Source organism: Paenibacillus mellifer, assembly GCF_023195895.1.
GTDB lineage: Bacteria > Bacillota > Bacilli > Paenibacillales > Paenibacillaceae > Fontibacillus > Fontibacillus mellifer.
Window position 1 is genome coordinate 26,310 of sequence record NZ_JALPRK010000005.1, and the last position, 26,543, is coordinate 52,852.

Consider the following 26,543-nt stretch of genomic DNA (forward strand, 5'->3'; position numbering starts at 1 on the left):
CAATATGAACAGAAAAATAAAGCATGTCGCAATGTTTAGCGGGGGTGCCGCAAGTGCATATGTTGCTTACTTAATGGTGCAAAAGCATGGAAAAGAAAACAGCGTGCTGTTTTTTACTGACACTCTGTGGGAACACCCTGATAATTATAGATTTATGTATGATGTGGCTGATTATATTGGCATAGATTTCAACCACGTACAAGATGAGGATTTAAGGACACCAGAAGATGTTTTTATTGAAACAAGGTTTTTAGGCAATTCTAGGCTTGCTAAATGTTCCTCGGAATTGAAGGTGAAGCAGACAGTTGTTTATATTGAAAAGCTACGTGATGAGGGGTACGAGCCCATTCTATATTTTGGCATCGGGCCACACGAAAAACATCGGCAACAAAACTTGACTGAGCTCTATGCTCATCATGCCCTTGAACCGGTAGAAACAAGATTTCCACTCATTGATGCCAATATTAAAGATATTAACTTAAAAGAGGTTATCGAAAATGAATGGAAAATCAAGCTACCAGAAATGTACTATTTAGGTTTTTCACATGCGAACTGTGGTGGACGCTGTGTCCGCGGCGGTTTAAATCATTACGAACATTTGTTTAAAACATGGCCCGAAGTTTATAAAAAGCAAGAGGAGATGGAAGAAAAGCTTCGGGAAATGCTAGGCAATGTTACTATACTGAAACGGAATAGCCAACCATTGGCTTTGAAAGAGTTTAGAGAAGAAATTGAGTCTGGTCAACGATTAAGAAGTAGCGATATAACAGAAGAAGATGAAGTGCCTTGTGTTTGTGTGTTTAGCTAATGAAGCCCCAAGCCCTGAATAAGGGCTTTTTTTATTGGAATTTCTTGAAAATTAAAGGATAAGCGCAGTTTAAGTAGAAATCATATATAGTAGCTTTATTTTTTACCGGAAAACAGATACACGGTGAGGTGAAGTTTAAATGACCACATCAACTCCAAATTCATCATGGGTTAATTTTTTGCGTCAATATGGACCCATTCCAAGTAACGACAATATGTATGACGAGACTATTCAACGTATTGTTAAAAAAAAGGGAATTGAACCAATTCTTATAGAGGCTCCATATTTAGCTGAGTTAATTGAGAACTTTAATTCAGAGAACCCAAAGTCGATTATACTTACGGGAACAGCGGGCGATGGGAAAACGTATCATAGTCGAGAAACATGGTATGAACTTGGTGGCACATTTGAACAATGGGAAGAATCGGGCAATATAAAAAAAATATCAATTCATTACGGTAAAACTTTATACGTTATAAAAGATTTAAGTGAGCTAGCACCTGAAGAACGAGATATCCTTATATTATTTGCACAATGTATTAAGGGTAAGAGGGCAGATGTGTTGTTCCTGATCGCTGCGAATGATGGTCAACTTTTGGAAGCATTAAAACAAGTAGACGAAGATGATGATGCTAAGGGAATACTAAATATCATCGAAGATATGATGGTTACGGACCTTCCGGAGCACCCCCGGTTTGATTTACGCCTGTATAATTTAAGCCGTATTAGTGCTGCTTGGGCGTTACCGCGGGTGATTGAAGCAGTGACGGCACATGATGGATGGAGAGAATGTGACCATTGCGTCTTTCGTGATCACCATGATGTAGAACTTCGTTGTCCGATTTGGGAAAATAAGAAAAGGCTTGAAGGGGAGCAGGCTAATAGCGTTCTCCGAACAAGATTGATTGATTTGTTGGAGTTATGCGAAATCAACGGAGTTCATCTACCTATTCGTCAATTATTATTGCTTGTTTCCAATATGATCTTAGGTCATCCCGAAGCCAGAGATAGATTACTTAGGTGCCAGGAGATTCCTAATATCATTGAAAAAAGAACAACTGCAAAAGCAAGCATCTACCGAAATATATTCGGTGAAAATCTGCCGGAGCGTCGACGTGAATCAACTGCCGTGTTTGAAACGTTAGGTCGATTTGGAATCGGCAACGAAACGAGTAATAAAATCGATAATATTTTGATTTTTGGCGAAGACGATCCGGAATTGAAAAATAACTACCAAGAATTAATGCTTTCAGATACGTATTATGGAGCCGATTATACATATAAAATTCATCAGAAGGAGTACTTAGAGGGCATTTCAGAAGATGAGGGAGCGAATTTCCTACAACTAGTCCGTTCTCAACGCCAACGGCTGTTTTTTAGCATACCAGAAGGAAGAGTGGATGAATTTAAACTTTGGGAACTCACAACATTCCATTATGCTGGAGAGTTTTTAACGAAAGTATATCGAACAATTCAGCAAGGGGGAAGAGCCTCTTCACAAGTTATTTCCCGTTTAGTGAAAGGTCTTAATCGGATATCGACTGGTTTGCTTACAAAAACGCTGGATAAATTGATTTTAGCTACTTCGGGTAGTCATTCCCAAGCAAGGTTAAGCAAAATATTCGAAAGCTCAATATCAGTCATGAGAGATCGTGGCGAAAGCGTTCAGATAAAAGCTGATAGCAATGGTAAGATCAATATAGAAGTTAGTCTATCGTCAAGTCCTTCCATCCCAGCTGTGAAGTTGTATTTACATCTCATACGTTATGAGTTTTTGTCTCGTGTTGCTGAAGGAGCTCTCCCAGGTAGTTTTTCACGAGAATGCTATGAAGACATTTTGGCGTTTAAGAGCCGGCTGTTAAAGCAACTTGAGCGAAGAAAAGTGGAAGATGGAGAAAACGAATATTTTGACGATAGTATGTCGTTACACATTTTGAAGCTCAACGCAGAAGGTAATATAGATAAAAAGACAGTGGAGGTACTTTACTAATGCGTGCTGTCTTGGAACGTCCGGCAAAAATTGATTCGGATATGTGGGTAGACGAAGCTATATGGGGACATCGACTTTACGATGAGCAAACCCCCTGGCTTTGCTTCATGGAGTTTTTAAATGTGCTAAATGCAGAAATGCATGCCGCTAGAGCGTTAAAGGAAACATCTCCAAATACTTTATCATATTCACCTCAACAGAGACTATATCTTCGAAATATACTTTTCAATAATCCTCGTATGAGGGTTATTGAACGAGAATTTAGAAACGACAATCATGCCCAGTGGGAAAAGTGGATAGAGACAATGGGGGCCGACAGCGCTGGTATCCAAACCCCTAATTTTTCTTATCTACAATCCCGATTTTCCTCATTCGAAGATTTTATTGATGTCGTGGAGTTTTTGTCTTCATCCACGATTGAAGGTGAAAATAATAAACGATGGAGTTCATTATTCATATTTCCATTTGGACCCGACTGTCTTTATGAAGATTTGAATGTGAAAGGAACTAATATTTCGCAGGATAGGAGATTTTTTGCGAGAACTGGTGAGTTATTATATTTAATGTTGGCCCGAAGTGGGAAAGGTGAGGAACTTCTTAAACACTTTGAAGATCGAATTCTAAACAATGACTCCAAGTTTAACCGCTTAGTGTCAGCTATACAACCCGACGTAGAGTTGTCACATTCCTCATCGATAAAAAGGGAAGGGGCTTATCTTCCTTATTTAGATTTGCCTGAATATAAAGCTATAGCGGAAGATTGGATAAGATTATTTGAATGTAATATTCCTACTTACGACGTGATTCCACATTTAATTAATGTTATGGGAATTCATATGCTCATATATAGTCTAAACCGTGCAAAGGAAGTATTAGGGCAGTCCGATAAAGCGACATTTGTATTGGAAATTGTATCGCCTAAGAAAACGGTAGTTCGTGAACTTTCTGCAGATTCGTTTTATGAAAATAATCTTTTGTCTCGTTCCGCTGTTGAACGATATATACGCCAGGTAAGTGAAACTAATGAATGGCAATCTGCAATAAATTCTAATGAGCTATTGGAATGTCGGGATATTTTAAAGAAGAAATTTGAATGGCCGAAGAAAAGTAAAGAAGATGATTACGATTTTGATTCTCCGCAGGAACTATTAAACGCATTACTTGAAAATGCAATCAATCGACATAATCAACACTTAAATAAATTCCATAATGTTTGGAGCAGGGAAATCGGCCTTTCATCTCGTAGAGGTAGCCGACGTTATAGGTATGCACCGCAGGATCTATTAATCAAGTCATTAGTTTTATGCGTAGTGCCTTCCCGAATGGAGTTTCAAGATTTTTTGGAGGAGTTATTCTTGAAGTACGGATTTATTATTGGGGATAAGCAGGCCTCGTCTTATATAAATTCAGGTCGAGCTGATCAGGAGGCATTCTCGGAAAATGCATCGAGACTTGAGCAACGGTTGTCAAGCATGGGGCTTCTAAAAAGACTTTCAGATGGCTGCGCCTATGTGGAGAATCCTTTTGCATCTCGGGAGGAATTAAACAATGACTGATGAAATTCAACTCATAGGCCAGGTGGCGAAAGAATTTTTTAGAAGGCAACTCCAAAATGAGTCATCGGATAACCCTGATGGAGTGGCAAGGTTCCTTCTTGATCGATTAACCGGCGAAGTTGTATCGGCTATTTGTCTGAACATTCTTCAGGACACGCAGTTGAACCCTAGAGTAGAAATCAAAGTTCCCAAATCTCTAGTTGAGGGAATGGGGTTACCAGATGACGTAGTGACAAATCTCAGAACAACTCAATGGCGACATGCTGCGTGTAACAAGGATGCACTTATTCTTGCTAATACAAACGACGATCAAGGTACTTCTTTGCGGGACATTTCGACGATAGGAGCAGGGGATCTAAAAGCTGTTCCGGATATTTGGGTTGAAACTGCAGGTAGAGAATTATTAATATCTGAAGAGCAAAAGGGACATTGGAAACAAGCACTGAAGGGATTACAAGAGGCATATGAGTGTAGCTTAGAGCAATTTAGTAACTACGTGGTATTGACACGTGATGTTATGGCCAGAGAAGCTATACCGCTTATTAATGCTCTTGGCTGGGCTTTACCTGCGCTTCGGATCCCAAGAGACTCCATTTATTTCGAAGCGATCCCTGACAAGGCTCTTAATCATGTTTCAAAATGGAAGAAGTTATTTCAGGATGCTATTAATAAGAGGGCCTGCTATTTAGTTAAGCAAAATCCATCGCGTCAAACATACGAAAATGAGCATCTGAATGCATTCTATTTAGAAAAAAGAGATCAAATCCCATCAGAACACCATCCAGTGATTGAGGCATTTATCGAGGCTGCACCAGGATGGACCGAGGCTTCGGAGGCATTAGCCAGCATCGAATGGGAAAGGGACAAGATTCATCTACTGTTTCTAGATATTAAAGTTTTAAAGCCACATCTTGCAATAAGAACGCTTCGATTTTTCGATGACGAATATCCTGATGTGCTGACTGACGAAGAGAAAAGCTATCTAACGGCATTGGAAAAACGTAAAGACAAAACAGCGAACGAAGAAGATAAGGATTTTTATGAACGACATCGTCAGGAGTTAGAAATAGAACGTCCACTAAAATCAGATTGGGATAAATTTGTATTCGGGAAGCCCATTGAATGCGATGACTTTAATGTGGGTTTATTAGAGGCTGTAGAACGTTTGTTTTCCCAATGCGAAAATATGCATGGGGCGAAAACTCTAAAGATTAGAACTATTCGGGGAAATGGAAAAAAAAGATGGTTAGAGTTAAATGAAGACGTAGGCATGTATTTCTGTATGACTTACCGTGGAATTGAAAAGTTAACGAATCGCCTTGTTGAGTGGGAAACCCAAAAATTATTTGAATATGATGAGTTAATTGAAAGTAAAACAGATCCTAAAAAGAACACATCGACATCTAAAGCGGCAACACAAATTATATTCGACATTGAGTTGACATATTCAGATTTTACAGGGAGTAGAAAAAAGAATTCGATTCGGCTTGTCTGGCAAGGGAAGCCTCTTGCAATTGGAATGGAGCTTTCTGATGATTTAAAACGCCTTTCGGAACGTCCATTTTCGTATTCAACAGTCAGCAAAAATCCTATTAGTAAAAAGGGAAAACTACAAAGCCTTTCCTTGAATGACGTAGGGACGTTCCAAGCAGTTTACGGGCAAGATCGTGGCTCATTAATTGGTCCGTCTTCAAGATCGGAAGACCTAAGCAAAATTTTTGTGAAAAACTTGAAAATAGCATTTTCTGAGGAACGAATTTCTTCAGATGGATTTCAGGTTATTTTATCGAGATGGGAAGTTTTTTCGGCACTTTACACCAAGGCAATAGAAGATTGGAGGTCGAAAGGTGTTTCGGCCGATTCCTTACTGGATCAGAGTGATGCCTACAATGAGTTGTTGAAATGCCTTCAGCTTTATGCTCAAGGCGACCTTAATCGGATTGAACTCTGGCATCCTATAATGAAAATCGGAAATGTACAAGTGGAAGGAAGGACTCCCGCCGCTATTATTGCTCCATGGCATCCAATGAGGATGGCAGCGAAAGCAATTAAAGCACGGCAATTAACCGGAATTATTAATTATATTTTGGAATCCAACCAAGTAGATTTTGGCGATTCAGGGCTATTTTTTTCCGATCATCGAGAAGAAATCAGACACCCTTATTATCCAGAAGTAGCTGTCGGTTATAAGGGTAAGCAAACTCAATTGTTGACAACTTCTGATTCTGTCAATGATTACAGTTTAATGGAATCACCCGTGAAAGAAGAAGAGAATCAGGGTACGAATGAAGACCCGCGTGATGCAAGTGCAAAGGTACTTTCGGTAATTAAAAAATATTTAAATTTGCAACCGCATGAACGGACCAATCTCAGTGTAGTGTTGTTTAACTGCGATTCAAAACGATTGCCCGAGACTATTGTTGGAGCTTTAACTTCTCTCCATGAAAATGAAGAAGAAGTAAGGTGCCAAGTCATTTTAAGACATCGGGATACGGAAAAGCTAAACGATCTATACATGAAAATGGTTGAAGGCGACGACAATGATCCCGATACGTTTGTTGCAAGCGAAATCTCGCGGGATTTTATGGCAAGGCTTCGCGTTGAAGTTATGGCAGACGCAGCACCTATATCGGCAACAAAGGACGATAAACCGGCTGATATTGTCTTTTTACAAGATGTCATCTCACGTCAAGCAAGATTAGTTTGGGTACAGGAACCGGTTGTGAACACTCCTAACATATTAATGCATTACCCGCCTAGGTGGGCTAGAAGACGTTCTGCAGCTAGAGATGATCTGAAATCAACCGTTTATCTAACCTGCCCTAGCCAACCTGATATTGGCGTGACTTACTTAAGTTCGTTATATTCGATGATAAATGCGGTAGAATCTAATGACGCAACACTTTATCTACCAGCAAGACAAATAACATTTCAAAATGAAGATGTCCGAGGAATCTTTGATGAGGCTCATACCCTTGGTGAATGGGTTGTTAACTATGACGATCTCCTAGATAGGAGGCAATTGAAAAATCAGGGTGTTAAGGTAATTAAGTATCAACATGGCCGAACCCAAGGACCTAATCTTATTGTTTCATCAAAATCTAAGCTAAATTTACTGCAAGTACTTGTCAAGAGAAGGCTGGAATCACTAAATTTGGGTTTGGATGATCAGGGGTTATTTAATTTAACCCAAAAGTTCATTGAAGAAGCGAATGGGATTTCTGGTGATATTGTCTTACGTGCCGCTAAGCGTGGGGTTTTTGCAGGTGAATTAATCGGGGTAGTTTTAAGTAAACTTCTTATTCTTTCAGAATTAAAATCTTCTTTAGTAGGTTGGTACTTCCTAGATGATTATGCTTCATGGTTAGGGCAAAAAGAAGAGCAGATCGCCGATATTTTAGCACTCTGTCCAAAAGAAAAAGATGGACAACCTTACTTGCAAGTATTGATTACAGAAGCGAAATATGTGGATGTCAAAGGTGCGGCTGAAGCTAAGAAAAATTCGCAGAAACAATTGCGAGACACTATCTCTCGAATGAATAACGCCATCTTTGGAAGTCCTGGTAGACTGGATAGAGATCTATGGTTATCTCGCTTGGGAGATATGTTTAATGACGGATTAGAATTCACCCAAAACTCTTCATTATCAATTGAACAGTGGCGTGAGGGGATTCGAAACGGATCGGTCCCAATAGAATTAAAGGGTTATTCTCATGTGTTCTTATCTACAGCTGTAGACATGCAAATGGAGAGCGAGCAAATACCGATTACTAATACTAAGCATTGTTACCAAGAAATATATTCAAGGGAGATGGTAAAAGAGCTTGTTTTAGCCTTTCATCGTGGTGAATCGGTCATTAATAATCGGGAACAAATCGGGGATTTACGTCCATGGGAAGCTTATCATGCTCATCTACCAGCAAAAAGAGTGAACTTATTTGGTCTTGATGATGAAACCGAATCTGACATTCCACATAATACGCATGAAGCTGAAATGGACTCAAATGAACAGGGACAATCAACAGATGAAGTTGGTTCTGGAAGTGAGCACGAAGATGATGTAATGGAGCAAATCGTCGAGGTAAACGAACTTTCAGATATCCCTTGGGCAAAACCATTATTAAGTGCGTGGATTTATAATCATTTGTCTGCGGAGGATGATAATACAGCAGCGGATGAATGGGTTAATCATACTGTTACTGTATTAAAGGGAGCATTGATCAGCTACAATTTACAAGCAAAGGTTCTGGATTATCGATTAACACCGAACGCAGTAGTCATTAAGTTAAAAGGCTCTGATCAGCTACGGGTTGAGGATATTGAGAAGAAAAAATCGCAATTGTTGACCACACATGCCCTCGATATTATTAACATCATTGCACTACCGGGTGAAATCGTGGTTTCGATAGCGCGGCCACAACGACAAACCATTTCACTCGGGGATGTTTGGAGGACACGCAGTATTCAATCCAATCGTTCCGGAATGAATATGAGTTTTGTTATTGGAGTAAAAGAGGTTGATGGAGAGATTTTATATTTAAATCTTGGAGGGCCTTTTGAAGGGTTAGAACAACACTCACCACATTCATTGATCGCTGGAGCGACAGGGAGCGGAAAGTCAGTACTTTTGCAAAATTTAATTTTAGATATTTGTGTTACCAATTCACCACAATTAGCAAAAATTTATTTGATTGATCCAAAGTTTGGGGTTGATTATCAGCAGCTCGAAGACCTGCCCCATTTAACGGAAGGTATTATTATTGATCAGCAACGAGCAGTAAATATACTAGAGTTCTTGGCTGAGGAAATGGATAGAAGGTATCTGGCATTTCGGGAACAACGGGTAAACAACTTGAAGGATTATAATGAGAAGGTTTCAGAAGAAGAAAAACTTCCGTTATTGTTTCTCGTTCATGACGAATTTGCAGAATGGATGTTAATCGATACTTATAGAAACTCGGTTTCGTCTATCGTTCAACGTCTTGGAGTAAAGGCAAGGGCCGCGGGTATTCATTTAATTTTCGCCGCACAGCGTCCTGATGCTAATGTATTACCCGTCCAACTACGTGATAACCTTGGTAACCGGTTGATCTTACGCGTAGAAAGTGTGGGGACATCTGAGATCGCTCTTGGCGAAAAGGGTGCTGAGAGATTGTTAGGAAAAGGACATCTGGCAGCACGACTGCAAGGAGAATCGGGTTTAATTTTTGGTCAAGTGCCCTTTATCTCAAATGATGAAATTGCTGAAGTAACCGAGATAATTAAAAGTATATGGCAATGAGCAAAAAAAGTAGCGGGTTACTTCGGTAATTCGCTACTTTTTGATTTATCTGATGGGTAATCGGAAGAGAAGGATTTATTTTAGATGACGATGTTAATGACAAATGAATCGTTCTAAGATGCTTATTGAAGGAGACGATTAAGAGACAGATGAAAACTGAGTCTGAACTGGATATTCCGGAAGAAAACAAATTGCAGCCATCTATTTTAGCATAAATTCATTAATGGTTTTTAAGAAAAAGAGATGCCAGTTTAAACAGTTGGCATCTCATTAACATTTTGGGGCATGATCTCGAGCGGATTCAGACTAATGCAACAATCCTAGAAACCTTAGCTTTTTTAAGGACGATCATTTACTCTAACCACTTCATCGATACCGACTTCCTGCCTAATTTGGACTACGTAGCCCTCAAAACGCTCGTTGTTATACAAAGTTTTCCGGTAGCCAGAAATAAAGGATCCGCGTTGGGTTCTTCTGAGTGCAATCACACCGCAAAGCTTGTCTGCATTCTGGGGTTGATAAAAATAGCCATCCGTATCACGCGCCGTTCTCAAAGCAGCTACGCCTGGATTCACAGTATAGATTTCCTCACCGAATACAGCTTGCGAAATGTCCGTATCGTCATACCGATCCGCTTCCATGATAATCAGATTTACATGCTGCGTATCGTTATTCCATGTAAAAGCACCGATAGCTTTATCAAGACTTGAGCGGATTTGGGCTTCGGCTTCGCCAGTAAGATCCCGCCAATCCATGTCCGCGGTGCTGCCGAGCGTCAAATGAGCCAGTGGAGTGTTTCGCGGGTCAAACAAGAAAAAAGTGGCTTTCGGATCACATTCATCCGGGTATGAAATCTCCGACGCGTCATCAGCCTGGGCGGCAGTTTCGATTAAACGGACAAGCGGATTCACATCTTGCTCCGTAAAATCTTCCGCTAATTTGCCAAAGGGAATCGTTCGTAGTTGATCTTGAATTCGCCGTAGCATATGATCTCTGCGATTTTCAAATTCACCATGATTAAGCCTTTTCATCTGCAAATAAAAGGTTGTATTGCCCCGTGGCAGCACAAAATCAGGCGGTCGGACGTATCCGGGAGGCTCATACAAATGTACGCCTTGCGGGTCATGACGGATCAGATCAGCACCAAAGTTATGCTCTGCAATAAAATCGGGGATATTTCGAGTACTTCCTCTTGCGTTTAGCAGCAGCGTTTGATTGAGATTACTCATTCCATGCTGATCTAGCAACTCCATTTGTCTTGTCAGATTTTCTATCTCTGTCTCGCTGTTATGAAGCATTGTCCTATGTAATGCTTCTTCCGCCATTTGCCGGAATGATATCGCCATATTTTTTCACCTCATGCTTCATCCCATTATAATACCATGCCCTTGGGCGTATGTCATAGTTTGGAAATCCCATGGATCTCTATATCGCCCGGTTGAACTGATAAATGGTGGCCCCGGGTATTGGAGAAATGAATTATTTTTCCCAATGGGCAGCCCAATACCTATCGGAATGGCTCTTTTAAACAAAATATTCATCAATACGATCGTCAAAGCAAATAGGTTGAATTAACTGATTATGAATTTTCCGGACGCTATTTAGGCACTGGCGGCCCCTCTCATTAACATAATAGGTCTATTTAACGACATTCAGTTTAACAAAGAAATCTAATATTAGATATTTGTTTAAGTTTATAGTTTATTGGATATATTAGGATTAAAATATATTGTTGGGGAGTTGATCGGTGATATGTACAAAAACGGCTGCGGTATAGTAACCGCCAGAGGCATTTATTTTAGAGGTAATCGATTTACATGTCCTAGGGCAATTCGTGAACAGTGGTTTGAGAGGGCCGTGCTAGGAAAGAGTTGGAGAGTCAAGGTCGCCTATAAGCATGAGATTGAATCCGTTATTTACCTAGTCAATGATGTTGAGGAACTCGAGAAATGCTATTTAATCGGTAATAGCAATAATCCGTCAGAAATCAAACTTCAGCGCTATTTCCAAAGTATTCAGAGACTGAAGACATTACGGGAGAAATTTAAGGCTAATAAGAATTATAAAAGTCGAAATAAAGGAGAACTGCTACGTGGATGAACTAATCGAAGAGGTGGAACAAGTAATTCTTCAATACAAACTAAATATAGAACGGCAAAAGAAGTACTATGACTACCCATTTACTAATAACCCGGATCACTACTACAAACTCATGATGCTTCAGAAGACATTTGAGGTTTGGACAAACTGTTTGGAAAAAATTATGAAGTATCGAAAAGAACGCTGGGGGCCAATTGAACCGAGGAGAAGCAAGGAATTTGATGACAGGATTAAGAATGAAAAGAATGGCGTGCCAGGATTTGTGACTCCTAGAACTCTCGATGCAATGTTGACCTATATAAAGTGCTTAGAGAGCAGGATCGAACAACTTGAAGGCATTTCTGCTTAAAGGTAGATGGGGGTGAACCATGATTTTCACGATTACAGAAAAAATATTTCAAAAGATAAAGGATTGGGATTCGTGTAAACCAATTGATGCTACTGGTGCGAAATTCGCTTATACCTTCATTCCCACGGGAGTGGGAATTGTCATCAAGGTGCAATGTGATATCTGCAAGAGGGTTTTAGATTTAACAGAAGATTGGTAATTGGTTTAGCATTACATAAACATAGCAGGGAATCTTGTTCATATTGGGGTAGGGACTCGAAGGTCCCTCTTCTAAATCTCACGTTGAGCTTCTTTAATTCTTTCAAGAGTGAGTTCAATGATGGTGGTAATCAATTTCTTGTCTTTAGGAGCAATTTCAGTACCATTTACAGTTAGTGTAATGCCTGAATTGATCAATCTGGGGAGGTCCCATGCCATTCCTTGGACAAAAGAGTAATCAATCACAGGCATTATAGACAGCTGACCAAATGGGTCCCAGAAGTGGGGTTGAGGAAAGTTTGATAACCCAAGCAAGTAGTCAGTCGAAACTTCAAAAACATCAGCTAATGCAACAATTTGGGCTGGATCGGGGTTAGCTTTGTCACGTTCCCAATTCGAAATAACGTGTTTAGTTGTGCCGATTTTCTTAGCTAGTTCTTCTTGAGTCCACTCTCTTGATATACGTGAACTTTTTATTCTTTCCCCTAGTACTAACATAAATCCACCTACCTATGAACTTTCACTTTTCTACATATAAAACTGAATACAAAACTGAACATTTTAGTTAAAGGTAGCATATTGCCACGAAAGTTGCAAACGGTTTAACAAAGGTGTTGACAAGTGTATTATTAATCGTCTATCATCATTGTAAATTATTATTACATAACTAATTTAATTAGTAGATTAAAAATTGATAAACTCAGATAAATTGTGGAACTTAGAATTATACCCTAGAAGGGAGCTTAACTACTATGGCTAAGCGTAAACGGGCAACTACTCGAAGTTCTATTATAAGGAAAATCAAAGAGAAACGGGGACAGGGGCAAGGTATACATTATAAACCTTGGCTTACTATTCATGATGTTCCGTCAATCGGGCTTGCAAGCCGAATTAAGGGATGGAAGACGGGAAGAATTCATCATTTATTTTCAGAGCATTTGGAGACAGCATACTTCTATATGTGTGAGTGGTCCCAAAGCACGACAGATATCCGTGAACAATTCCCTCTTCTTCCGCTGGAGAAAACTTTGCATATTGCTGAAACTCTAGGAATTAGACATCCAAAAGACCCGAATACAAGAGAACCAATTGTTATGACTACAGATTTCATGCTAACTGTAAAGACAGAACAGGGCATGGAATATTGGGCACATACCGTCAAGCCGAAGTCGAAATTGACCAAGCGAACGCTGGAAAAGTTTGAAATCGAAAGAAGGTTTTTTGCAGATGAAGGAGTGAAATGGAGATTAATTACGGAAGACGATATTCAATATAATTTGGTTAAAAACGTCATGTGGATTCATTCCGCCCGCCGGCTTATTGGCATGAACCATCTTAATGAGAACATTATTAACGAAATCGAGGAGGAGCTATTTGTAGCATTTATGAATCGGGTTAAACCATGCGCAAAAGTAGCAGCTGAATGTGACCGAAAATTTGGTTTACCGATTGGGTCTTGTCTATTTATACTAAGGCATCTCTTAGCCAACAAAAGATGGTTAGTGGACATGAATATTAGAATCAATCCTGCTTTAGAGCCAATTCAAATTAGTTGGGCTAATAACAATATTCTGGGAGCAGTGATGAAAAACAATGAGCAGCGAGCGGGAAATTAATGTTAATACTTTGCTTAAATATAAAGTTGATGATAAGGAGGTTATCGAGAGGGTTCTTTATATATACCCGGATAAAAGCCGCGTATTTACCATATCCCTTACAGAAAAAAAGCCATTTCCAGAACTGAGGAAATTTAGTGAGATAAAAGAGGGATTACAGAATGGTATCTACTCGAAGGATGTGGCTGACCCTTACGCAATACTAATGAATCCAAATTCAGAATATTTGAATAAGTACGGGGGCGACCTCGAAGAAAAGTGGAACTTGATAAAAGACCTGGTTGAGAATGAGCCAGCTGCGTATGACCGTGCCTTTCGGGGGGAGTTTATTGCGGATCTAATTTCAAGAAGTAAAAAGAGTAAAAGCTTAATATATAAGTATTTGAGATTTTATTGGACGGGTGGAAAGATAAAGTATGCTTTATTGCCTCACTATTTTAAATGCGGCAAACTGGATGACCCCGATAAAAAGAGGAAGAATGACGTTAAAGTTGGCAAGCGTAACATAAGGGCAAAAAGAAATAAGGATGATCCTAAACTGGTGGGTATAGTCATAACCGATGAGATCAAAAGAAAAATGACAGCATCCCTATCACAGTGGTATAAAAAGACGAATAAAAATAGTTTAGAATTTGTGCACGAACAAATGTGGCACACCTATTTTCTTGAGGAAGTAATAGTTGATGGTGTAACGCAAATAGTACCGATGCCCAGTTACAAAGTACCGACAATTGATCAACTTAGGTACCACTATGAACAAACAGAGGAATATAAAGAAATATTAATCGCAAGAGAAGGGCTGCGTAATTTTAATCTAAAGTATCGTCCGGTTTTAGGAAATGCCACTAGAAGGGCAGCCGGTCCAGGAAGCATTTATGAGATAGATGCAACTATTGGGGATATTTATCTTGTTAGCCATAAAGATCGTACTAAAGTCATTGGAAGACCGGTAATCTATCTCGTCATCGATGTCTTTAGTAGAATGATTGTCGGTTTTTATGTCGGCCTAGAGGGACCTTCTTGGCAAGGGGCTATGATGGCATTAGAAAATGCAACAACTAATAAAGTTGAGTTTTGCGCAGAGTACGATATACATATCGAAGAATCACAGTGGCCTGTTCATCACTTACCTGAAGTTATAATTGGTGATAGAGGTGAGTTAGAAAGTAAGAATGCAGATTCGTTAACTGCTAGTCTAGGTATTGTAATTAAAAATGAACCACCTTATCGGGCAGATTGGAAAGGAATTGTGGAGTCAAGTTTTAAGACTGTGAATACAACAATTAAGAAATGGGCCCCTGGAGCGGTACAACCTGATTTTAAAAAGCGTGGCGGTAAAGATTATGTACTGGACGCAAAGATGTCCCTCCGAGGGTTCATTAAGCTAATGATCCATTATATCCTTTTCCATAATAACAGCAAAATAATAAATAATTATCCGTTGGATACAAGTATGATTCCTGACTCTGTAATGGCGGTACCTATACATTTATGGAATTGGGGTATCGAGAATCGGGCAGGGCATTTGAGAACATTGAGCCGGGATATTATCCGATTAAATATCCTACCTAGTAGAAATGTAACAGCAAATCGACTAGGAATTACTTTAGAAGGTATTCATTATAGAAGCGATGAGTTAATTGACGCAGGATATTTTATTAAAGGAGATTCTCGGTCTGTAGCAGTTGCTTATGATAGAAGATGTATGAATCATGTGTATGTGAAAAAACCAGACGGCTTGGGTTTCTACAAATGTGATCTCGCAGAAGTCTCAGATCGATTTACGGATCTAAGTCTCGAGGAAATTAAGTTGCTGCAGGAAGAAGAGAAGCTCGCAATTGCTGAACATAAGGATATTCAAAATCAAGCTAAGTTTAAAATGAACGAGGAAATCAAGCGAATTAAAAATGAGGAAATTACTTTATCGAAACTGGCGAGAGCAAATACTGATATTACAAATACAGAATTTAAAGCTAACATTCAAGAAAAACGAGCCGATGTCAGAAGAGAGTTACAGGCCAATCAAGCATTTGTTTTGGGAGTAGAAACCAATCCAATCAGAGATGCCGAGAATAGTTTATATGTTGAAGATAATTCAACTGCTGAAGATAACCACGACCAGAGTGATGTAGAGCAAGAACTAAAAGGAATGTCTTTGCTTGAAAAACTAAGGAGAAAGAAAAGTGAGGAGATAGAAGATGAAGATTAACTCAGAATATTTTAACCAATTATTTGAAGGCGCTGTAAATAACCGAACGGTTATTATTGATTGTGTTCTCGATCAATATGTTGTATCTAATCATGATCGGAGTAAGGTCATTGGTAGACCTACATTATATTTTGCTATTGATAAAAGTATCAGAATGATCAGGGCGTTCCATTTATCAATAGATGGTAATTTAGAAGAGGCACATAAAGCATTATTGGAAGCCATCATTTTAAATAAAGAGGAGCAAATCCCTGCTTGCTTTGAGATTTCAAAGAGTTCAATAAAGCCAGGAATTGAACAACTACTTACCAAGTACAACTTTGCATTTTCATTAGTGCCTGAAAGAAATAAGTTTAACGCAGAACGTGAAATAAGAGATATACAGCAAAATATTGATAATAGTAACGAAGGGAATGCATCCGAACAGAGATTCTTAACCCTTGATGAGTTAAATACAATCATCAATAACTGGGCAACGACAAAAAAAGAAAAAATGACTTCTAACAGCTAACGAGAACTACACGACAAATTTTCTGCCAATTAAGATGGCAAATTTCAAAATGGATTATTGGTGGGGGACCAACTGATGGTAACTAACGAGCAATATACTTTAAATCCTGTCCTTAAAGGGAAGATAGTCAGCGCACAGTACAATCATGAACAAGTAATTAAGACGTATTTCGGAAATCCGCTAATTGAATCGTTACCGCATATTCTTGAGGAGGATGAACTATTAAATGCAATTCCTTGTTATCCCGATTATGATCAATCGCAGCGTAGTTTAGGCAGAAAGCTGAGGCTTCACTGCGTTCAGCAATTAAGTGATTATGTTGAAATCCTCCCTATTCACCTCTTCATAGAACAGCGGTTTTCTAGAATGATCAGACACGGATATGTGGCGCGAAGTCCACTTAGTAAGGAGTACGCACAACAGTTTCATATTGGCTTCGGGAACATATTGGAAGCGGGCGTTAACGAAAATGGGGAGAATACTGCAGGAATTCGATCGACTGCCGCTGGATTTAACATTATCGGAGTAAGCGGGCAGGGGAAAAGTACAGCTGTGGATCTGAACCTGCTCCTCTATCCTCAAGTTATTCAGCATTCAGAATATAAGGGTAAGCCTTTAATATTGGATCAGTTGGTTTGGCTAAAGCTCAATTGTCCGTTTGATGGATCAATAAAGGGACTTTGCATTAATTTCTTTCAAGCCGTAGATGCTGTATTGAGAACTAATTACTTCAAAAAATTTGTTTCAAGAGGTTCGACTGTAGATACACTAATTCCCCAAATGGCACAAATAGCATCGCTTCATTGTCTTGGCACTTTAGTTATTGATGAAATACAAAATTTAAGCCATGCCAAGAGTGGCGGGTCAGAAAAAATGTTGAATTTTTTCACACAGTTGATTAATACAATTGGGGTTCCCGTTGTCTTAGTAGGAACCTATAAAGCTCTTAAACTGTTTGGTGGTTCATTCAGTCAAGCTCGAAGGGGATGCGGACAAGGGGACGTAATAATTGATCGCATGTCGGAAGGCGAAGATTGGGACTATTTCGTATCAAGTTTATGGAGATATCAATGGACGGCAACAAAGACAAAATTGTCCGATCCTATTAGAAGAACCATATATGAATTAACCCAAGGTATCGTCGATATTGCGGTCAAGTTGTACATGTTGGTTCAATGGGATGCGATAGCATTTGGAGAAAGCGAAGGAAATGAGCGTATCACAGTTTCCAGACTCAAAAAAGTTGCGGCTGAACATCTTCAGTTGGTACAACCCATGATTAAAGCATTGAAAACAAACAACAGATCGACGCTGTACGATATAGATGACTTATATCCGAAGTGGAACGATTTTTCCCGTTACCTTTCGGAAGTTGGAGAAAAGGTAAGTATCCATGGCGTTCTTCGAACAAAAACAATGCCAGAAAGCAATATTGACCATGATCGAAACAAATATCTTGAGCTTGTTAAACTAGCCATGAATCTAGGGGCCTCACCCGATAAAGCAGAAGAAATCTCATTACATACGATAAAACAGCATGAAGGGCATGTTGATATAACCGTCCTGCGAATGCAAGTGGCCAAACATTTGATGGCTGGTTTTGTAGAAGCTGATCCGGCGGATCTCCGCAATCACGTACCCAAATCTGCAGGAACAACTCCGGAGGAGTTTCATCAGTCTCTTGTTGATGCAGGTTACACTGGATCGGGAGATATCCTTTTTCCGGCTGGGAAATCACAATAAATTGAGGGATTTTGTTATAAACCTATAAAGAAGGGGAAAACTATTAGTATAAACCTCAATAGGATGTGGTTATACTGAGTAGTTTCTTCCCTTCAATTTTCCCTGATGAATTGCTTTATAGCATTCTAGCAAGATACCATCTTTTTGTCGGGAATACTAGTACCAAGGCGACAATATTAGACCTTTATGATCGATCAAGTGTTTGTGCAGTTACTGGTCTGCCCGCTCATATAGAAAAGATCAGTCTTCTCATGAAAGGAAAAGTCACGGCTCAAGAATTAATAGTTAACCATACATTATTTCCTTACTTCGCTTGTTTTCTCCCTGACAACCGTATCCATTTTATGGAGCAAACCATGACCGGGGACTCGGGGGGATCTGTTCATGCAAGATTAGGATTGTTGGCTAGTGCGGTTAAAATACCACCAAATCTTAAATACTGTGGCCAATGCTTGAAAGATGATATTGAAGAGTATGGAGTCCCTTATTGGCATAGGTCGCACCAAATCCCTGGTGTTCACTTTTGCCACAAGCATAAGTGTGAATTGCTAGAATCAACTATCTCAACTACTATGAGACGAAATAGACATGAGTTTGTAGCACTTAATGAAAAGCAAGTGGGAGAGATGATACTAGATGAAGCAGTAGCTCGACAATATAAAGAGCTTTTTATTTATATAGCGAAACAGTCGTATAAGCTGTTGCACACGGATTATGAGCGGGTCAGTTTGGAATCGCTGCACGATTTTTATTTAAGCAAATTATATGAGAATGCTATGATTACGCCCAGTGGAAGTATTCGATTCGAAAAACTTAGGGATAGATTCCTAGAAGTAATTGACCCAAATGTACTCGAGATATTGTTCTCTACAATAAACACGAACTCAGATGATACTTGGTTACATAAGTTGATACGCAAAGATAATTCAGGGCATCCATTAAGGCATCTACTGATGCTCTTTTTTCTCAATGAAACTTTTGAAACAGTTGCCCGAGGAGGGTTTGAATCCTACCATCCGTTTGGAATGGGTCCGTGGCCTTGTTTGAACAATGTTTGTGAACACTTCAGGAGAGATGTTATTAACCATTGTGAAGTAACTTCTTGTACGAATACACGATTGCCGGTAGGGACGTTCAAATGCTCTTGCGGTTTTGTATACAGCCGGCGTGGTCCAGATTCCGAATTCAATGATAGATTTAAAGTCGGACGAATTAAACAGTTTGGCGATGTATGGGAAGCTAGATTCAATGAGCTTAAGGTTACAAAAGACATTTCACTAAGGCAGATGGCAAATATCCTAGGTGTTCATTTTTCAACCATCGGGAAAAAATTTCAAGCCTCTGATGAGCCGAAGAATTTAAAATGTATGGATACCGATACTCTACAGTTGGAGTCATATAGAGAACGATGGACAGCATTATCAACTGATTTTCCAGAATCAACGGTTACTGAACTTAGGCATAAAGCCGCTCACGTTTATGCATGGCTATATAGACATGATTCGGAATGGCTGCAGTCCTTCAAAAGGGATAAGAAGTCAATCAATTCATCAAGGGTTGATTGGGAGGAAAGGGATACAAAATTAATCCCCCTTATCCTCAAGGCTACCCATGAGATTAAATCAATCGTTGATCACCCTATGAGGGTGACAATATCGGAAATTGGCAGACGCATTGGTAGACGTTCTTGGCTGGAGAAGAAGATTGCATGTTTGCCGCTGTCTAGAAAACTCATATTAGAAGAAATAGAAACTTCTGAGCAATTTCAAATTAGACGAATAAAAATTGCCGCTGAAAAAATATATAGAGAAGAACCGGTAGTCTTGGGCTGGAGAGTGATACGAGAAGCGGGTTTAAGAAAGGAAGCAGCCCAGAGGCTGCGTGCTCAAGTCCAGAATCAAGTTGATTATTACAACGATTTAAAAACGAGGAATTCCAAAAGTTCATGACTGAAGGTGGACCATGACTAACAATATTACAACCTTTCCTACTCCATATCCTGATGAAGAGTTAAGAAGTATTATTTACCGATATGTCCTTCGAAAAGGATGCTCTTTTCTTGAGGGAGTGCAGGACCTATTTGGGATTAACTCAAGGAGGATACCATTTTTACCCCATAACATGTTGCATTTGTATGAAAAGCTTCCACGTTCGTTGTTTCCATCGGTCAATGCATTAATTGAGAAACATACATTTTATCCTTTGTACTCCCCGTTTCTTTCTGGTCGTAATCGGGCGCATTTATATGAGAGAATGACGGAATACCGGAAAGGTGAAACGAGAGCCGCTTCTTTGGTTACCTCTATAATATCGAAAGAAATTAGGTATTGCCCAATGTGCATGGAAGAGGACAAAGAGAAGTTTGGGGAAGTGTACATTCACCGATCTCATCAAGTGTCTGGAGTAGATGTTTGCCATATCCATCATTCCCAGTTAATCAGCAGGTGCCGAACATGTAATGTGGTTCTAGGACAACTATACGGAGATAGTTATTTAGGGACCACTAAGTGTATAAATGGACATTCGCTATCGGAGCCGATAAAGATAGATAAAGACGAAGAGTTTAGCCAGATAAAGTTGTTGTTAGCCAAAGAAATTCATCTTCTTTTAAACGGGGACCTAAGGTTGGAGAACCTTTTTGATGTTTACGGCTATTTAGCCAAGGAAAAAGGATATCAACATAAAGGCGGAAGGTATATCAACCATAAGTTTCGCAATGAAGTCATTGACATTTATTCAAAAGAAATATTAGAAAGGTTGAATGCGCCTGTTGAGCAGCTAGAATCACGCAGTGCATTAAGGATATTTGATGAGAGAAATGCATTGAAAAACCCCATGGTCCATATGCTGGTTATTCAAAAATTGATAGGGGGATTACAGAGATTAATTGAGTTTGCCGATTTTGAAAGGCTGAATGAGGAGCGAATTCCCTTTGGTAAGGGAGCGTGGCCATGCATTAACAAGACTTGCCATAAATATTTATCTCAAACGATTCATTTTTGTGACTGGCATTACTCGAGGGAATTAAAGAAGTATATAGGTTTATTCAAATGTAAGGAATGTGGGATGAGTTATCAGTCAAACTGTACAGATGAATCGTTAGAATTTGATATTCAAAAAACGAAAGTGGTTGAGTATGGGGCAACATGGCATGATAGATTGAAATATTTATATAAACAAAAGAAAAGCATAAAAGCAATTTCGGAAATTCTGAGAGCTGATAGAAGCACTATAAAAAAATACATCCATTTTCATTTTGACGAGGACATTTATAATACCAATACGGTTAAAAACCTCAAAGGCAGTCCAGAGTGGCTTGAAAAGCTATATCAGGTCTATGATCAGACAAAAAGTGTGTACGAGACCGCACTACATTTAAATACTGACAAAAGGGTAGTGTATAAATACATAAATCAAAGAGAAGCTTATGAAGCAGCAATTATACCTTCCTTGAAAGAGTCTGCCGCGGCGATTGATATTGCAGAGCCGGCTTTGGAACCGAGGGATCAATTATTGTCCCTTGTTAGGGATAATCCCAATTTGAGCAGATCGGAACTAAGAAAGCTTATGGGACGGAGAAAATATTATACTCTCATGAAGCAGGAACGAGACTGGATGGAAAGTGTCTTACCTCCAGCCGATCATAATTTTAAAAGTCCTAACTGGATTGAAGAGGATATGAAATTATCAACTGAACTAATACGAGAATGCAAAAACATTTACGAAAATCCCCCTACTATGCAGATAAAGCGATATACAATTTTAAATAATATGTCAGTAAAAGACAAAGCACGAATTTTAACAAAGGGTGATAAATTTCCAAGATCCGTTGCGGTTCTGGAGAGTTATTTAGAAACAGAGGAAGATTTTCAGCTCAGAGTAATCCCACAAACAGTTAAGATGTTCCAAAGGCATTATAGCAATGTCACTATTGGTATGCTGCTTGGATCTCATAGATTCAAAAATTGTTCCGAAAAAGTAAAAGAGAAGATACGGGCTTATCTTGAAGGAGAGGGAAGTTAAAGTGTTGAAGAAAGCAAAATCACTGGATTCAAAAAAGTATTAGGGTTTCATTGCGTTTTTGAGTAAGGAACTGATGGAGGAATGGGGTTTTTAAATCATGTTTTTTAGGAAGGACACAAGCAAAATGAACTACAAGAAAGTAACGGGAATCGGGTTGGGTAAGGTCGGATTAACTTTGCACGATGACATTCACTCTACAATTAAGGGTAACTAAGGATTCTTTTGCTAACACCCTCCACATTTCAGCACAATTCGGAAATTGCAAAAGAGGTAATTCCTTCCTTTATGTCGAATCATTGACTTTGGAGGGGATTATCATGGACATAAACCATAATGATAATTTGATTTATAAACTCAGCAATATGTCCGATGAGCAATTAAAGGATGTAGATTTGTCGTTTCATCTGGTTAGACTGCAAAAAGAAGCTGACCAACTATACCAATCTGCAGAGATTCAACTGGCACCTGATGTAATAACTTGGCTTAAGAAGAATGTAGTGAAAAGTTTGAATGGTTTAAAGCAAGCAGATGAAACCGAGAATAAGGTTTTTCTTGTGGGGGACTACAATCACGAGATTTCTATAAACGATCAAATTGCCAAATTTACAGTTAATGAAGAGTATAAGGAACTTTCTGATAAAGTTGGAAAACTGACCACATCCTTAAGCAATCCAGACCCCGAGTATCCCGAGAAGGATACAAAGTTTCAAATTGTTAAATTAACATTCAATAATGAGACTGCTTATTTCTGTTATTACAGAAGTATTAAGAAAAACAGCATGAAAGCTTCCTCGAAAAAGATTTTGGTGTACAAGAATGCTAGTCAGTATGAGTTCGTGGATGACACTATGATTGATCTCGGGGGAAGTATTGATTTCTTTATTGTCAACAATTACATCTATATCGTGAGTGCTCAAAGGTTTGAAAATGCATTTGTTTATAGTGATCATATGATTGAACGCCGAGACCAAAATATTGAACAGATTATCTCAATGCCATTTTTCGATAGTGAAGCTTCTAACAGCAAGATGTTTCAAGAGTCTTGTAAGAAATATGCTTATTCGAGAACACTAGCGAATATTAATTCTGAAACGATGGCAGCTGTTCAGAAGAATTTTGATGCGAGATGTAAGGAATTGTCTCAAATTAAAGAGAATGAACCCAAAGACCAGACTGCAAAAGAACGATATATCGCGAAGTACGGTATATTGTGGGGGTTATTTGAGTATATAGACTTGAAGAACCGTAAAGTCATTTTCACTGAGGATGCCTCACCAAAACCACTGATACATTTTTTTGCAAATAAGATTGTCAAATCATTTGTAACTGAAGACTACAAGGTGGCAGTTGCCTATGAGTAATCCTTAGGGGGGATGGTTCTCCTCTTTGGGAGGGAGATCGAAAATGTGGGGCAAACGAGAACAGGTTATTTTATGGGCGGCAGCATACCTTCCCTTAATCCTGATAATGGTCTACCGTTTTATCGACAGTAAAGATTACTTTAAGAAAACCGAATGGGCAACATGGTTCGCAAAGTATCTGGATAAGACTGTCTTTGACATACTTATTATGGCCGTGATTATCCTGATTTCGCTAGTAATATACCGCTTGGTCGCAGTTTGGCTTTTCAGTGACTATGATCGTCAATTAAAGACTAAACAATTAGGTAAGAATGTTTCGGTCAGGAAGTATGAGCGTTTAAGTGTAAATGACTATTCTTTTTTCTTAATGACTTTACTGGTTCCATTAGTATCTATAGATCAAGCTTCAGCTGTAAATTTGATGGTGACACTCGCCATTATAGTGATTGTTATTGCAATTTACGTTAAGACGGACTCTATCAGTGTTTGTCCAGTTTTCTTTTTGTCCGGTCGACAAGTATTTAAGGCAATCACCTCAGACCAAAGTAAAGAGGCGGAAGCAGCTAATCCCTCGGCTCGAAAAGATGTAATTATAATAACTCGAGAGAAATCACTAAATTTAAACTATAGGTTTCGGACTGTGAACCTAATAGGTAACATTTATTATCTGGTCAGCAACAGTAAGGATGACGATGCTGATGATGAATAACTTCCGGGGCAGCTTGCAAGGTGGCTGTCCCTTATTATGTGAATAAAGGTTAAGCAAATGGAGATTGACCTACCTGACTTTGAAAATAATATTGGTAAGAAGATCCACCATGTAAGATGGCTCAAACGCCTCACTAAATGGGGGGGGGGGTATTTTCATAATTCAATTCATTGGTTATCTATTGTAAAATTTATCCTTCCTTTGTAAAATGGTGAAATAACAGCGTAGGTCATTTTGACTACTATGGACGATTCTATGAGCTTAAATTCTCCGTAAACAGAGGTCTCATTTACTAACTACACTATTGTGGTTGTAGAAATAAACAAGTCTAACCGGGTTTATCAAAGGGACAAATGACTGGAGAGCAGATGAATATTTTGACATGGCATACGAATATATTTTAGAGATTACCGGAATTCAGTTAAGGGTTATTTATAGCCAATAGTTAGGATGGCATTTTATGCTTAATGGACATACACCGCGGTGTGATGCTGTATAGTCTACCTCTCAGAAGCAATAGATATGTTAAGAGTGCACAACATACTATGAGTCTTGAATAATGTAGCATAAAAGTTTTCAAGCGGAAGCCACTACGGCAATTTCTACAGCAAACTCTAAGGGTTTCCAATTACTAAGAAAATGTTGCCTTAACAAGTTGAAGCACTTCTATGTATAATAACGAAATAAATTGGAGGGGATTTCGTTTGATTCCAGGAAAACATGCTAATAGATATTTTTATCATTTTACACACATGGAGAATGTAGAATCAATTATTGATAACGGTTTAATTTCAACAAATGAAAAAAAATTAAGAGGGATAGATCATGTAAACATAGCCAATAAAAATATTCAAAATAGGAGAAGTGGTACCCAAGTTCCTTGTCATCCACATGGCAGTATACATGATTATGTCCCCTTCTATTTCGCAGGGACTAATCCAATGCTACTCTCTGTATTAAATAATAAAAATATAGACCAGCCGTACGTAGTGTATATAGCTGTATCAATAAATAAGTTAAAAGAAAAACATGTTATATACACGGATGCTTCGGCGAACACAATTACCCCTCCTAATTTCTATAGTGATCCACAATACTTGGATAATTTGAATTGGACACAAATAGATTCCAAAAGATGGGGAACCCCAAAAGGTGAATTGAATGCAAGAATGGCCGAGGTTCTGGTCTATAACAATGTACCGTTAGATTGGATAGAATGTTTTATTGTTTTTAATGAGTTATGCAAAAAAAGAATTAAAGAGCTCTTCAAGGAAAAGGGCTTAGATGCACCAAAAATTACTTATGAACCATTTAATGATACAAATTTTTATTTCACAAAGTTCTTTTTTAGGGATACCAAAGACTTTAAGGACAGAGGAAATGAGTCCCTTGTTACAGGTCCAAAAATGTTGAAAGCTCTGTATAATGAAATAACTAAAGAAATACTAGATAAAAGATCTAAGGTAAAACCTTCAAACCCATCATTTCTTAATGTGAAAGATGCTATTGTTAAAATTAAGAATAATTTTTGTATTATTGATGAATTGAAAGGGATCAACAAATTAGAGACAAAAAACGATGTTCATAGTAATACAGTTTGTGAACATACAAAGGATGTAGTGAAAAATTTAAGTTCAAATGATTACTATATTGGACTTGATGCTGAGGATAAATCAATTGTAAAACTTGCGGCATATTTCCATGATATAGGTAAGGGACCGAAATCAAAATGGAAGGATGGAGTGCAACCATCATACGCAGATCACCCGGTTGATTCTTTAAAGATGATGGAAAGAATACTTGTTGAGGAATTTGAGGAATTATCAGAATACGAGATAAATTTAATTTGCCTTCTAGTAGGTTATCATGACTTAATTGGTGAAATACTAGGAAAGGGAAGAAGTGAAAAAGAAATAAGAGACCTTGAACTATGTAGTAATGAATTAGATATTTTGGCAGCAATAACACTAGCTGATATTAAATCAATTAATAGTGATTGGTTTGATACTATAGAGGAGAAGATTCCTGATCTTCTTGAAGAAATACTAGACAATTAAACGAACAGGAAAAGTAAAAATGAAAATTGATC

Annotated in this window: 17 protein-coding genes; 15 read left to right on the top strand and 2 right to left on the bottom strand. The window is 38.6% G+C overall.

Features of this window, described 5'->3' with window-relative positions; translation table 11 throughout:
* The first annotated feature begins 4 nt into the window (after window positions 1-4).
* The 4 genes from M0651_RS07500 to M0651_RS07515 all read left to right on the top strand — a co-directional run bounded on the left by M0651_RS07500 (window position 5) and on the right by M0651_RS07515 (window position 9,635).
* Window positions 5-808: a phosphoadenosine phosphosulfate reductase domain-containing protein gene (locus M0651_RS07500; RefSeq protein ID WP_248551223.1), complete on the top strand. Its 804-nt coding sequence runs from the start codon at window positions 5-7 to the stop codon at window positions 806-808.
* A gap of 139 nt (window positions 809-947) precedes the next feature.
* The gene (locus tag M0651_RS07505) at window positions 948-2,798 is read left to right on the top strand and encodes a hypothetical protein (RefSeq protein ID WP_248551224.1); all 1,851 of its coding nucleotides are present in this window, start codon (window positions 948-950) and stop codon (window positions 2,796-2,798) included.
* Window positions 2,798-4,354, top strand: coding sequence for a methylation-associated defense system protein MAD7 family protein (locus M0651_RS07510; RefSeq protein ID WP_248551225.1), 1,557 nt, complete (start codon window positions 2,798-2,800; stop codon window positions 4,352-4,354). The genes M0651_RS07505 and M0651_RS07510 overlap by 1 nt, the downstream gene beginning before the upstream one ends.
* Complete coding sequence (locus M0651_RS07515; RefSeq protein WP_248551226.1) at window positions 4,347-9,635, top strand: FtsK/SpoIIIE domain-containing protein; 5,289 nt, start codon at window positions 4,347-4,349, stop codon at window positions 9,633-9,635. The genes M0651_RS07510 and M0651_RS07515 overlap by 8 nt, the downstream gene beginning before the upstream one ends.
* A gap of 338 nt (window positions 9,636-9,973) precedes the next feature.
* On the opposite strand, the gene M0651_RS07520 is transcribed toward M0651_RS07515, so the two are convergent.
* Window positions 9,974-10,981, bottom strand: coding sequence for a hypothetical protein (locus tag M0651_RS07520; RefSeq protein WP_248551227.1), 1,008 nt, complete (start codon window positions 10,979-10,981; stop codon window positions 9,974-9,976).
* Window positions 10,982-11,727: 746 nt separating this feature from the next.
* Between M0651_RS07520 and M0651_RS07525 the strand changes: the two genes are divergently transcribed.
* A complete protein-coding gene (locus tag M0651_RS07525) occupies window positions 11,728-12,084 on the top strand; it encodes a hypothetical protein (protein WP_248551228.1) in 357 nt (118 codons plus the stop codon).
* Window positions 12,085-12,103: 19 nt separating this feature from the next.
* Window positions 12,104-12,283, top strand: a complete 180-nt coding sequence (locus M0651_RS07530) for a hypothetical protein (protein WP_248551229.1) — start codon at window positions 12,104-12,106, stop codon at window positions 12,281-12,283.
* Window positions 12,284-12,354: 71 nt separating this feature from the next.
* Here M0651_RS07530 and M0651_RS07535 read toward each other — a convergent pair whose 3' ends face one another.
* Window positions 12,355-12,780 carry a helix-turn-helix domain-containing protein gene (locus tag M0651_RS07535; RefSeq protein ID WP_248551230.1) on the bottom strand — a complete coding sequence of 142 codons (426 nt, stop codon included), beginning with the start codon at window positions 12,778-12,780 and terminating at the stop codon, window positions 12,355-12,357.
* Window positions 12,781-13,034: 254 nt separating this feature from the next.
* Here M0651_RS07535 and M0651_RS07540 point away from each other — a divergent pair, with 254 nt between their 5' ends.
* From M0651_RS07540 to M0651_RS07580, 9 genes are all read left to right on the top strand, one after another.
* Window positions 13,035-13,898 (top strand): TnsA endonuclease N-terminal domain-containing protein, encoded by an 864-nt coding sequence (locus tag M0651_RS07540; RefSeq protein ID WP_248551231.1) that lies wholly within the window; start codon window positions 13,035-13,037, stop codon window positions 13,896-13,898.
* Window positions 13,876-16,107 carry a TnsB C-terminal domain-containing protein gene (locus M0651_RS07545; RefSeq protein WP_248551232.1) on the top strand — a complete coding sequence of 744 codons (2,232 nt, stop codon included), beginning with the start codon at window positions 13,876-13,878 and terminating at the stop codon, window positions 16,105-16,107. Before M0651_RS07540 ends, M0651_RS07545 begins: the two co-directional genes overlap by 23 nt.
* Entirely contained in the window at window positions 16,097-16,618 is a 522-nt protein-coding gene (locus M0651_RS07550) for a TnsB C-terminal domain-containing protein (RefSeq protein ID WP_248551233.1), read from the top strand. Before M0651_RS07545 ends, M0651_RS07550 begins: the two co-directional genes overlap by 11 nt.
* A 75-nt stretch (window positions 16,619-16,693) precedes the next feature.
* Window positions 16,694-18,361: an ATP-binding protein gene (locus M0651_RS07555; RefSeq protein WP_248551234.1), complete on the top strand. Its 1,668-nt coding sequence runs from the start codon at window positions 16,694-16,696 to the stop codon at window positions 18,359-18,361.
* Window positions 18,362-18,426: 65 nt separating this feature from the next.
* Window positions 18,427-20,310, top strand: a complete 1,884-nt coding sequence (locus tag M0651_RS07560; protein WP_248551235.1) for a TnsD family Tn7-like transposition protein — start codon at window positions 18,427-18,429, stop codon at window positions 20,308-20,310.
* A gap of 13 nt (window positions 20,311-20,323) precedes the next feature.
* Window positions 20,324-22,384 (top strand): TnsD family Tn7-like transposition protein, encoded by a 2,061-nt coding sequence (locus tag M0651_RS07565; protein WP_248551236.1) that lies wholly within the window; start codon window positions 20,324-20,326, stop codon window positions 22,382-22,384.
* Window positions 22,385-22,701: 317 nt separating this feature from the next.
* Complete coding sequence (locus M0651_RS07570; protein ID WP_248551237.1) at window positions 22,702-23,745, top strand: Kiwa anti-phage protein KwaB-like domain-containing protein; 1,044 nt, start codon at window positions 22,702-22,704, stop codon at window positions 23,743-23,745.
* Between the two features lie 43 nt (window positions 23,746-23,788).
* Window positions 23,789-24,454 carry a KwaA family protein gene (locus tag M0651_RS07575; RefSeq protein WP_248551238.1) on the top strand — a complete coding sequence of 222 codons (666 nt, stop codon included), beginning with the start codon at window positions 23,789-23,791 and terminating at the stop codon, window positions 24,452-24,454.
* A 704-nt stretch (window positions 24,455-25,158) separates the two neighbouring features.
* Window positions 25,159-26,511, top strand: a complete 1,353-nt coding sequence (locus tag M0651_RS07580; protein ID WP_248551239.1) for a DarT ssDNA thymidine ADP-ribosyltransferase family protein — start codon at window positions 25,159-25,161, stop codon at window positions 26,509-26,511.
* The last annotated feature ends 32 nt before the right edge of the window (window positions 26,512-26,543 follow it).